The sequence below is a fragment of the Rhizobacter sp. Root1221 genome, from assembly GCF_001425785.1.
GTDB lineage: Bacteria > Pseudomonadota > Gammaproteobacteria > Burkholderiales > Burkholderiaceae_C > Rhizobacter.
In genome coordinates this window covers 62,402-73,652 of sequence record NZ_LMDI01000014.1, presented here as the reverse complement: position 1 = coordinate 73,652, position 11,251 = coordinate 62,402, and the positions used below count along the sequence as shown (strand labels likewise).

Genomic DNA, 11,251 nt, shown 5'->3' with positions numbered 1-11,251 from the left:
ACATGCACGCCCATCGGGAAGGGCCCTGGTCTCCCCCGGGCGACAGGGGGTTTGCGGTGGTTGACGCCCGGGGCCACGCCGCGGAATAGTGCATGAATCGCCCCCCTATTGGCACGACCGGAACCCGGCCTGCCTGCCCACAATCGGGGGGCCTCATCCCCCTCCGTGGCCCATGAACAACCCGACCGACCCCCGCCTGCCCCCCGCGGGCAGTGCCGCCATGCCCCCCCAGACCGCGCTGGAGCGTGACATCGCGCTCGCCCGGTCCGGCGGCATGCAGTTGAGCGACCTGCTGGCCAGTGCCGAGCGCCTGAACCAGACCGGGTTGGCGGAAGCCTCGGCGCGGCTGTACGAACACTGGATCGCGGGTACCGATTCCCCCCACCGCCACATCGCCTGCTTCAACTGGGGCACCGTGCTCGGCGCGCTGAGCCGGCCGCAGGACGCCGAACGGGCCTACCGCCAGGCGCTCCAGTTCAAGCCCGACTTCCAGCAGGCCCGGGTCAACCTGGGCCACCAGCTGGAGCAGCAGGGCCGGGTGGAAGACGCCCTGGCCGAGTGGAAGCAGGTGATCGGCGAGACCGGGGCCGTGCCCGGCGCGCTCGACCTGCGCCTGCACGCCATCAACAATTCCGCCCGCCTGCTGGAAGTGCAGCGGCGCTACGACGAATCCGAGGTGTTCCTGCGCCAGAGCCTGCGCGTGAAACCCACCCAGCCGGACGTGATCCAGCACTACGTCCACCTGCGCCAGAAGCAGTGCAAATGGCCGCAATACGAGCCCGTGGGCGAGGTGACGGTGAACCAGCTCGTGGTGGGCACGTCGCCGCTCGCGATGCTGAGCGCCACCGACGACCCGGCACTGCAGCTGATGGCCGCCCAGCGGTTCGTGCACGAGCGGGTGCCGAAGGCCGCCGACGTGCCGTACCACCAGGGCCGCCCGGCCCGCACCGGCCGCATCCGCATCGGTTACCTGTCGGGCGACCTGTGCATGCATGCGGTGGGGCTGCTCACCGCCGAGCTGTTCGAACTGCATGACCGCAGCCGGTTCGAGGTGTTCGCCTTCTGCTGGAGCCGGGAGGACGGCACGCCGCTGCGCGCCCGCCTGCGCGCGGCGATGGACCATTTCGTGCCGCTGGCCGGCCTGGACGACGACACCGCCGCCCGGCGCATCGCCGACTGTGGCATCGACATCCTGATCGACCTGCAAGGCCTGACCAACGGCGCCCGGCCTGCCATCCTGGGCAAGCGCCCGGCGCCGATCCAGGCGAGTTACCTCGGTTTCCCGGGCACCACCGGGCTGCCCGGGGTGGACTGGATCATCGCCGACCCGTTCGTGATGCCTCCGGAACTGCTGCCGTACTGCACCGAAAAGCCGCTGTACGTGCCGCACTGCTACCAGGTGAGCGACCGCCAGCGCGAGGTGGCCAGGGCGCCCGCGCGCGCCGACTACGGGCTGCCCGGCGACAAGTTCGTCTTCTGCTCGTTCAACAACAACTTCAAGTTCACCGACGCGTTGTTCCGCACCTGGATGCGCGTCCTCGCGCAGGTGGACAACAGCGTGCTGTGGCTGCTGGCCGACAACGAATGGTGCCGCGAGAACCTGCTCGCCGAGGCCGACGCCCACGGCGTGGCCCGCGACCGCCTGGTCTTCGCGCCGCGGGTGGCCCCGCCCGAGTACCTGGCCCGCTTCCAGCTGGCCGACCTGTTCCTCGACACCTTCCCGTACAACGGCGGCACCACCGCCAGCGATGCGCTGTGGATGGGCCTGCCCATCCTGACGCTTTCGGGCCGCACCTACATCTCGCGCATGGCCGGCAGCCTGCTGACGAACGTGGGCCTGCCCGACCTGGTGACATTCGACATGCCGTCGTACGAACGCCTCGCGGTGCAGCTGGGGCAGAACCCGATGCGCGTGGCCTCGCACAAGCGCTACCTCGCCGAACACGGCCGCCAGTCGCGCCTGTTCGATGTGCCGGCGCTGGTGCGTGACCTCGAAACCGCCTTCGAACGCCTCGCCGTGGCGCATCGCGCCGCCTGAGAGGCTGAGAGTCTTTCGATCATGCCCGCTCATCACGCCAAAAGACGCCCGCTCGTCGTTGCGAATGCTCGCCATAGCCCGAGCTATGGCGAGCATTCGCGCCTAGATCGGCCGCCTTTTGGCGCGCTGCTCGGGCACGCTCGAAAAACTCTCAGCCTCTGATCCCCGCACCGAGAGCGCGCCCACCTCCCACCATGTCCGCCCGTCAGGAACCCTTTCTGAACGACGAAGCGGCCCTCGCGGCCGCAGGCGAGGGTGCGGGCGCGGATGACGCCTTGCTGCAGTCGCTCGTGTGGCTCACGCGCCACCACGGGCGGGAACGCTCGGCCGCGTCGCTGCTGTCGGGGTTGCCCATGTCCGGCGCCCTCGGGCCCGACCAGGCCATCCGGGTCATGCGCGAGGCGGGTTTCACGGCCGGGATGATCCAGCGCAAGCTGCCCGACATCCATGCGCTCCTGATGCCGGCCGTGCTGCTGCTGAAGAACGGCGACGCCTGCATCGTCGTGCGCCGGCTGCCGCCGGGCGAGGGCGGCGCGCGCTACGACGTGGTGATGCCGGGCTCGGAGTTCCACGCCTGCGAGGCGGCCGAATCCGAACTGCAGAACGAATACACCGGCGTCGCCTTCGTGGTGTCGCCGCAGCCCGTGGCACGGGCGCAGCGCGAGGACATCCTGCGCGACCCGGGCGCCCACTGGCTGTGGGGCACGATGCGCCGCTTCCTGCCGTACTACCGTTCGGCGCTGCTGGCGGCGCTGCTGAGCAACCTGCTGATGATGGTCACGGGGCTCGTCACCTCGGTCGTGTTCGACAAGGTGATCCCGCACCAGGCCTTCGTCACGCTGTGGGCGCTGGCCACCGCGGCCACGCTCGCGATGGTGTTCGACATGCTGTCGCGCCAGCTGCGAAGCCACCTGATCGACACCGCGGGCAAGAAGAGCGACAACATCATCGGCTCGCTGCTGTTCCGCCAGAGCCTCGACGTGCGCATGGAACACCGCCCGCCGTCCGCTGGCGCCTACGCACACCAGCTCGCGCAGATCGAGGTGGTGCGCGAATTCTTCGCCGGCGCCACGCTGTCGGCGCTGAGCGACCTGCCGTTCATCGTGCTGTTCGTCGGCATGGCGTTCGTGATCGGGGGCCCGCTCGGCTGGGTGCTGGTGATGGCCATCCCGCTGATCCTCGGCCTGGCCGTGGCGATCCAGTCGTCGCTGCGCCGGTCGATGCGTGACAACATGGCCCACCAGGCCGACCTGCAGGGGGTGCTGGTGGAAGCCGTCGAGGGGCTCGAGGACCTGAAGGCGATGGGCGCGCAGGGGCGCTTTCTCGAACGTTACGAGGAAGCCAATGCGGCCGCGGCCGCGTCGGCGCTGAAGGCCCGGGCCATGTCGAGCTGGACGAACAACCTGTCGAGTGCGGCGCAGCAGGCCGTCACCATCGTGATGCTGGTGTGGGGCGTGTACCTCATCCACGCGGGCGAGATCACCGGGGGCGCGCTGATCGGCGCCGTGATGCTGGCGGGCCGGGCCATCGGCCCGCTCGGCAGCGTCGTGAGCCTGGCCACCCGTTACCAGGGCGCGCGCGCCGCGATGGTGTCGCTCGATCACCTGATGTCGTTGCCTACCGAACGCGAAGCGGGCCGCACCTACGTGGTCAACCACGAGATGAATGGGCGCCTCGGCCTGCACGAGGTCGGGTTCGCCTACCCCGACGTGGGCAGCGAGCCCGGGCCGAAGGTGCTCAAGGGCGTGACACTCAAGTTCGAGCCGGGCGAGCGCATCGCGATCCTCGGCCGCATCGGCAGCGGCAAGTCCACGATCCTGCGGTTGCTCGGCGGCCTCTACCAGCCCACCGAGGGCATGGTCGAGGCCAACGGCATCGACCTGCGCCAGATCGACCCGGCCGACTTTCGCAGGAAAGTCGGCTTCGTCTCGCAGGAGCCGCGCCTGTTCAACGGCACGCTGCGCGAGAACGTCACGATGGGGCGTGCCACAGTCGACGCGGGCCGGCTCACCGACGTGGCCAAGGTCACCGGACTCGACCGCATGATCGCGTCCCACCCGCAGGGGTGGGAGCTGCCGGTAGGCGAGATGGGTGGGTTGTTGTCGGGCGGCCAGCGTCAGCTGGTGGCCCTGGCGCGGTGCCTGGTCACCCAGCCCCAGATCCTGCTGATGGACGAGCCCACGAGTTCGATGGATGCGCAATCGGAAGTGCTGTTCCTGCGCCAGCTCAAGGAAGCGGCGGGCAACCGCACCCTCGTGATGGTCACGCACCGGCCGGCGGTGCTCGACCTCGTCAACCGCATCGTGGTGGTGGACAACGGCAAGGTGGTGATGGACGGTGCCAAGGCCGCGGTGCTGGCGGCGCTGTCGGGCCAGAAGCCCGCGGCATCCGCCGCTGATGCCGCGCCAAACGTCCACATGCACCCGTCCACCCAGCCGGTGCAGCGCGAGGCGTCCGTCTGATGTTCGGCCTCGGCAAGAAAACCGCGGACCCCGTGCTGAAGGACGGGGACACCCGCTACCTGTCGCAGCTGCGCGCCGCGCAGATGGTCGAGGACACACCGCGCATCACGTGGGCCCTGTACCTGATGCTCATCATCGTGGTCACCGCGATCGGCTGGTCGGCCATCGCCCGCGTGGACGAGGTGACCCGGGCCGATGGCCGCGTGGTGCCCGACGGGCGCGAGCAGGTCATCGCCAGCCTGGAAGGCGGCCTGCTGCGCGAGCTGTACGTGCGCGAAGGCATGCAGGTGCAGGAGGGCCAGGAACTGCTGCAGCTCGACCCCACCCGATTCGAATCGCAGCAGAACGAAGGCCAGGCCAAGCGGCTGGCGCTCAAGGGCACCGTGGCCCGGCTGGTGGCCGAGTCCAGCGGCCGCCCGCTGAAGTTCCCGCCCGACGTGACCGAGGCGGCCAGCATCGTGTCGGCCGAGACCGAGGCCTATGGTGCGCGCAAGCATTCGCTCGACGCTGCGGTGGCCGCGAACCAGCGCAGCGTGGGCTTGTTGATGCGCGAACTCGGGGTCTCCGAGGCGATGGCGTCCAAGGGCCTGATGTCCGACGTCGAGGTGATGCGCCTGCGCCGCCAGGTCAATGACCTGCAGCTGCAGAGCCAGGAGCGCGTCAACAAATTCCGGCAGGACGCCAGCACGGACCTGGTTCGTGTCCAGACCGAGCTGGCGCTGCTCGACGAGCAGATCGCCGGCCGAGCCGACGTGTTGCGCCGCACCGTGCTCACGTCGCCGGTGCGCGGCCTCGTCAAGAACATCCGCACGGGCACGATCGGCGGGGTGATCAGCCCCGGCGCGCCCATCATGGAGATCGTGCCGCTCAGCTCGCGGGTGCTGGTCGAGGCCCGCGTCAAGCCGAAGGACATCGGTTTCGTGCGCCTGGGCCAGGCCGTGGAGATCAAGCTGGCTGCCTACGACTACACCACCTATGGCGGCCTGAAGGGCAAGATCGAATACATCAGCCCCGACGCATTGGGTGAAACCGAGAAGGGCGCGTCACCCGACCAGACCTACTACCGCGTGCTCGTGCGCGGCGAGAAGTCGACGCTGAAGCAAGGCAGCAAGCCGCTGCCGGTGCTGCCGGGGATGACCGGGACGGTCGAGGTGCGGACCGGGGAGCGGTCGGTGCTTGATTTCATGCTTCGGCCCATGCTGAAGTCGCGCGAAGCATTTCGGGAACGTTAGCCCCCAGTCGCTTCGCTCCTGGGTAACGGGCGGCATGCGATAAGTTCGCCTTGTTGTCTATAGGGTGATGTCTGTCACCCAGTTGCAATCGGCCTGGAATAGGCTCTCGCGGTTGCTGGACCGGGGTCCGGCAAGTCCCGTTCCGAGAAATCAATAACACCGGAGGAGCTCTCATGCAGAAGTTCGTGCGTGCAGGTCTGTGGGCGTTTGGCGCCGTGATGGTCACTTTGGCCACGGCTGCGGTGGCCACCAACCACTCTCTGTGGATCAACGGCCGCACCGGCGGCGGTGTGCTCGGCAACTATGCCGACTTCACTTACTGGGGGCCGTCTTCCACCGAGGCCGGTGTCAACAAGAAGTCGGTCAACTGGGATGGCTACAACCACATCTCGGACCAGAACTACCTGGTGCGCAATGCGCTGGACTGCTACTGCACGGGCACCAACTGGTGCTACATCGCGGCGCACAGCGCGGGTGACCTGATGATCGGCTACACGCTGTCGATGTACGGCGGCAGCACTCGCCAGAACAAGAACGCGGTGCCCGGCTCGGATGGCGTGTGCAGCAATGCCAGCGGCGGCGGCACCCAGACGGGTTGGAACATCAAGTGGGTCGACGTGGCCGCGGGCGCTGGCGGCGGCAGCGAGCTGGCCGATGCCGGCGACTGGGCCATCTCGGAGCCGCTGGTGTCAGACCTGAAGACCAGCACGGCGCGCGCCATGTACGACCACAACAACACACGCTCGACCTGGTTCTACATGTACACCGGTGCGAACGGCACGGCGTACTCCTTCGTGCTGCCAGGACAAGACGACGAGGTGGTGGCCTACCACTCCAGCGGTGGCGTCTCGGGCAGTTCCGGTGGCAGCTACTGCAACCCCGGGGACTGGCTGTGCAACGACCTGACCCTGGGCTCGGCGGCCAACCAGGGCGGCCGCGCGAAGTGGAGCAACCACTCGGTGGCGTTCCGCGATGACGCGGAGGCCTTCAAGCACTCCACCGGGAAGGCCTGGGGCGGCGTGGTGTCCAAGGTGCGTGCCGACATGGTGGCCAACGCGCGCTGAGGGCGGCGGCATGTCGCGTACCCTGGGCGCCGTCATCGCGGGTGTCGCGGCGGCGGTGCTGGCCGGCGTGCTGCTGCTGAGCGAAGAAACCCCGGCGGTGGTCCCGGCCGCGCCCGTCGCGGCGGCGCCGGCTCCCGCATCGGCCGCGTCGCCGGTGCCCACCGGCGCATCGCCCTTCACCGTCGAAGCCCAGCGCGCACGGGAGGCGAAGCTCGCGCTGTGGCAAGGCCGGCTTGCGCGGGCCGAGAACACGCTGGCTACGTATCGGCATTCCACGCGCTACCCGCACGAAGCGCGCCCACTGTTGGAACACCCCGACCAGGTGCACCCCTTCAACCCGATTGCCGATGACATCCCGTTGCGCACGCCGGGGGGCGAACCGGGGCAGGGCGTGCGGGTGCGCACCACCCAGGACCGCGTGTACGCCAGTGGCGACGAGTCGGTGCGTTTCACCGTTCGCGCGGTGGACGACAAAGGCCAGACACTGCCGCTGCTGGTGACCCGGGCGCTCGCCGGCGACCTCCCGGACCGTCGCCAGGTGGCGGGCAGGTCGCAGGTGGCGGTGAACTTCACTGACGCCAACAGCGGTGACGGCACGCTCAGCGCCGTGCTGCAGCCGTCCACGCAAGGCTTTGCCGACTTCGCCGGCACCATTCGCGTGCAGGTCTACCTCAACCAGGGCGGGCAACTGGGCAACGTCTACTTCGACGTGGTCTACCAGCCGCTGGTACCGGCCGAATGGGCGGGGGTGCGCGAGGCCCTGAACAACGGGTCGCTCGACTTCTTCATGAAGGCCCGCGTGGCGCGGCCCGGCCGCTATGTGGTCAGTGCCCGCGTGGACGATGCGAACGGCAAGCCCTTCGCGCTGCTGAGTTTCAACGACGAGGTGGCTGCGGGTGCGCAGGAATTTCGCCTCACGCTCTTCGGCAAGCTGGTGCGCGACGGTGCCCCGGCCTTTCCGCTCACGCTGCGCGACGTGCAAGGTTTCCTGCTGGTGCCCGACCAGTTCCCCGACCGCGCCATGCTGCCGCGCCTGGCCGGCGTCGTCCACACCAGCCGCAGTTATGCGGCCACGAGCTTCTCGGATGCCGAATGGCGCAGCGAGGAGCGCGACCGCTACCTCGCCGAGCTGAACAAGGACGTCGTCGAGGCGGGACAGCAAGTCGACGCGTTGAAGCCCTGAATGGGCTGTTCTGCCGCACACGGTTCGCCACGAGTCATCCCTCTCTGGTCATCCCGGCATTCGCCGGGATGACCACGCTGTGAGTGAGTCGACCCGTCGGTGAATCGGTCGCACCTCCGATGCCTCCTGGCAACGCCGCCGTTCAGGTTGATTTTCCCCGGGCAGCCGTGCCGCTCCGCAGGGACGGCCCATCCCGCCAGAACTGGCCCGTTTTCCCCCCGGCTTTCCGGGCATCACCGGGGAAGGTCTTGCGGTCAACTGGAGGTCAGCCGCACATGCGGCTCTGACAGCCCGGAGTGACCCCATGAACCGACCCTTGCCCCGTCTGACACGCCTGTGCGGTGTGCTGGCGGCTGCCTGCCTGGCCTGGCCCGCGATGGCGCGCTGCCTCGATGAGGAAACCATCGAGTCGCGCATCGGCACCGGGGTGGAGGCTGTGCCCACGGAGTCGGCCGGTCCCCGCATGAACATCCAGGGCCTCGTGCGCGAGGCGGTGCGGCGCAACCACGGCATCGGGGCGGCGAAGCTGCTGGCCGAGGCCGCAGCGGATGACGCCAAGGAAGCGGACGTGGCCGGCCGGCCCATCGCGAACCTCGGCGGCACGCTGGGCCGTTCCGGTTTGATGACACCGGGCTACCCCGACCAGACCGGCAACCAGGGCCGCGCGACGCTGTCCCTGACGATGCCCCTGTACGACGGCGGCCGCATCAACCGCCTCGCCGAATGGCGCGGCCAGCTGGCCGAGGCCGCCCGCCTGGGCGAGCTGAGCGCCGAAGAACAGATCGGCCTGCAGACCGTCTCGCTCGTGCTCGAGCGCGGCCGGTACCGCGTGCAGGCCCAGGTGTACCAGCAGTTCGCCCGCAAGATGAGCTGCCTCGTGCAGGCCTTGGAGACCATCGTGTCGGCCGACAAGGGCCGTGCGAGCGAACTCGTGCAGGCACGCAAGACGCAGCAGCAGGCCGAACTGGCACGGGTGCAGACCGTCTCGGCGGTCAAGCAGATCGAGGTGCGCCTGCGCCGCTTCGTGGGCGATGCGCTGCCGGCGGACGACGCCATCCCGAACGGCCTGCTCGGCCTGCCGGACCTGCCCGCGCTGATCGCGGAAGCGGAACGTTCGAACGAGATCGCGCAGCTGTCGGCCCAGGCCGAGGCGAGCGACCGCTACGCCAGTGCCGTCGTGGCCGGCCAGCGCCCGCAGGTGGGTGTGTCGGTCACGGGGTCGAAGATCAGGGGCGTCGACAACCAGTCGTCCTACTTCGCCGGGCTCACGTTCAACATCCCGCTCTACAACGCCGGCAACGACTACAGCGCCAGCGCTGCCCGCAAGCGCGCCGACGCCGCCCGCCTGCAGCGCGCCGAAGCGCTCGAGTCGCGCAAGTTCCGCATGGCCGAGGTGTACGAGCAGGCCTCGTCGTCCTTCGATCGCGCCCGCCGCACCGTCGAGGTGGTGCGCGACAGCAACCAGGTGCGCAACTTCACGCTGCAGCAGTGGCAGCAGCTGGGGCGCCGCTCGCTGTTCGACGTGATGTCGTCGGAGAGCGAACACTACAACCTGCGCATCGCCTACGTGAACGCGCTGTACGACGGCCAGCAGGCCACCGCGCTGATGTGGTCGCTTGGCCTTGGCGTGCTGTCCCGCCTGCAGTGATACTGGCGCCATGACGCTGCCCGTCCTGATCATCTCGTTCAACAACCACGAGTTCGTGGCGAACACGATCGCGCAGCTCCAGCGCCTGCGATGCAACGACATCGTCGTGATCGACAACGCGAGCACCTGGGACGAAACGCAGGCGTACCTCGACACGCTGTCGTGCCGCGTGATCCGCAACACCGGGAACCTGGGCCACCTGTGCTGGGCGCGGCCGGAAATCTACGACACGCTGCCCGACAAGTTCTGCGTCACCGACCCCGACCTGCAGTTCCATCCCGACCTGCCGGCCGGCTTCCTCGACGTGATGTGCGAGATGTCGGACCGCCACCAGGCCATGAAGGTGGGTTTCGCACTCGACCTGGCGGACCATCACCTGATGTTCCAGTACCCGGACTACCACCGCGGCCAGAGCATCTTCGAGTGGGAGTCGAAGTTCTGGGCGCAGCGGGTCGATGGCGAGGCGCTCGAGGTGTATGCGGCCGATGTCGACACGACGTTCCACGTGTTCAACAAGCGTGGCCTGGCCCAGCGCCAGCTGCGCATTGCCGGTGCGTACACGGCGAAGCACTTGCCGTGGTACGTGACGAACCCGGTGATCCCGCCGCACCGCATGACCGCGCTGTACCGCAGCGCCTCGCGTGTCTCCACGATCGCGCGTTTCCACATGCGCCAGCACGAGGAGCGGCTGCTGGCGGCCGAGGCCGCGATGCCTCCGGTGCACCTGTACCAGATCGCCTACTCCGAGGCCACGCGCGCGGCCGTGGAACCCGGCTACCGCGTGCTCGACAACACCGACAACGCGCGGCCCGACTGGTACGAGTTCTGGCCCATCCGGCGCTTCCTGCTGTCCGAAACCCTGGACGACAACGCGTTCTACGGTTTCTTTTCACCGAAGTTCGGTGCCAAGACGCAGCTCTCGCACGCACAGGTCACCGACTTCGTGCGGTCCGCCGCGGCGGATCACGACGTGGTGCTGTTTTCCCCGCAGCCCGACATGGGCGCGTTTTTCCTGAACGTCTTCGAGCAGGGCGAGGCCTTCGACCCCGGGCTGATGGAGGCGGTGGAAGGGTTCCTCGCGTCGATCGGCCGGCCGGCGCCCGTGCGCACGATGGTGATGGACTCGAGCCGCGTGGTGTTCTCGAACTACTTCGTGGCCCGCCCGGCGTTCTGGCGCGAGTGGTTGGCCCTGGCCGAGCAGTTCTTCGCGCTGTGCGAAGGGCCCGATTCCGTGCTGAAGGCACGGTGCACCGTGCCCACCACGTACCCGAACGCGGCCCAGCGCAAGGTGTTCATCCAGGAGCGGCTCGCGTCGCTGCTGCTGTCCACCGACCCGCGCTGGCGGGTGAAGGCGGCCAATCCGTTCGGGTTCGGCTGGTCCATGACGCGCTTTCGCCAGCATCCGCACGAGGCGGTGCTGAGCGACGCGCTGAAGACGGCCTTCCTGAAGACCGGCTTCCCGGAATACCTGCGGGCCTACGGCGAGATCCGGGCGCGGTTCGCGGCCGGCGCGCAGGCGGCCTGACCCGCACCGGCCGATCTGGCGGGCGCCTTGCCTGCTTTTCGGCCCATCGACGGCGAGGCGCCCGCGGTCTACTGCTCCCTGCTGATTCCGCCACGCCCG

7 protein-coding genes are annotated in these 11,251 nt (G+C 68.8%); all 7 read left to right on the top strand.

The features are described from left to right. Window positions 1-172 precede the first annotated feature (172 nt). The 7 genes from ASC87_RS12475 (at window position 173) to ASC87_RS33190 (ending at window position 11,152) form a co-directional block, all read left to right on the top strand. Window positions 173-2,038 carry an acetylglucosamine transferase gene (locus ASC87_RS12475; RefSeq protein WP_235582155.1) on the top strand — a complete coding sequence of 622 codons (1,866 nt, stop codon included), beginning with the start codon at window positions 173-175 and terminating at the stop codon, window positions 2,036-2,038. Between the two features lie 194 nt (window positions 2,039-2,232). After that, window positions 2,233-4,500 carry a type I secretion system permease/ATPase gene (locus tag ASC87_RS12470; RefSeq protein WP_056661814.1) on the top strand — a complete coding sequence of 756 codons (2,268 nt, stop codon included), beginning with the start codon at window positions 2,233-2,235 and terminating at the stop codon, window positions 4,498-4,500. Next, window positions 4,500-5,732, top strand: coding sequence for an HlyD family type I secretion periplasmic adaptor subunit (locus ASC87_RS12465; RefSeq protein ID WP_082568584.1), 1,233 nt, complete (start codon window positions 4,500-4,502; stop codon window positions 5,730-5,732). Before ASC87_RS12470 ends, ASC87_RS12465 begins: the two co-directional genes overlap by 1 nt. A 173-nt stretch (window positions 5,733-5,905) precedes the next feature. Then, a complete protein-coding gene (locus ASC87_RS12460; RefSeq protein ID WP_056661812.1) occupies window positions 5,906-6,796 on the top strand; it encodes a hypothetical protein in 891 nt (296 codons plus the stop codon). 10 nt (window positions 6,797-6,806) lie between these two features. After that, on the top strand, window positions 6,807-7,979 hold the full coding sequence (locus ASC87_RS12455; RefSeq protein WP_056661809.1) for a hypothetical protein: 1,173 nt from the start codon (window positions 6,807-6,809) through the stop codon (window positions 7,977-7,979). 304 nt (window positions 7,980-8,283) lie between these two features. After that, window positions 8,284-9,627, top strand: coding sequence for a TolC family protein (locus ASC87_RS12450; protein ID WP_082568583.1), 1,344 nt, complete (start codon window positions 8,284-8,286; stop codon window positions 9,625-9,627). A 10-nt stretch (window positions 9,628-9,637) separates the two neighbouring features. After that, window positions 9,638-11,152: a hypothetical protein gene (locus tag ASC87_RS33190; RefSeq protein ID WP_235582154.1), complete on the top strand. Its 1,515-nt coding sequence runs from the start codon at window positions 9,638-9,640 to the stop codon at window positions 11,150-11,152. Window positions 11,153-11,251: the final 99 nt, after the last annotated feature.

Bases quoted from the DNA above. Each gene is read 5' to 3' on its own strand.
- ASC87_RS12475 (WP_235582155.1), top strand. From the start codon at position 173: ATGAACAACCCGACCGACCCCCGCCTGCCCCCCGCGGGCAGTGCCGCC.
- ASC87_RS12470 (WP_056661814.1), top strand. From the start codon at position 2,233: ATGTCCGCCCGTCAGGAACCCTTTCTGAACGACGAAGCGGCCCTCGCG.
- ASC87_RS12465 (WP_082568584.1), top strand. From the start codon at position 4,500: ATGTTCGGCCTCGGCAAGAAAACCGCGGACCCCGTGCTGAAGGACGGG.
- ASC87_RS12460 (WP_056661812.1), top strand. From the start codon at position 5,906: ATGCAGAAGTTCGTGCGTGCAGGTCTGTGGGCGTTTGGCGCCGTGATG.
- ASC87_RS12455 (WP_056661809.1), top strand. From the start codon at position 6,807: ATGTCGCGTACCCTGGGCGCCGTCATCGCGGGTGTCGCGGCGGCGGTG.
- ASC87_RS12450 (WP_082568583.1), top strand. From the start codon at position 8,284: ATGAACCGACCCTTGCCCCGTCTGACACGCCTGTGCGGTGTGCTGGCG.
- ASC87_RS33190 (WP_235582154.1), top strand. From the start codon at position 9,638: ATGACGCTGCCCGTCCTGATCATCTCGTTCAACAACCACGAGTTCGTG.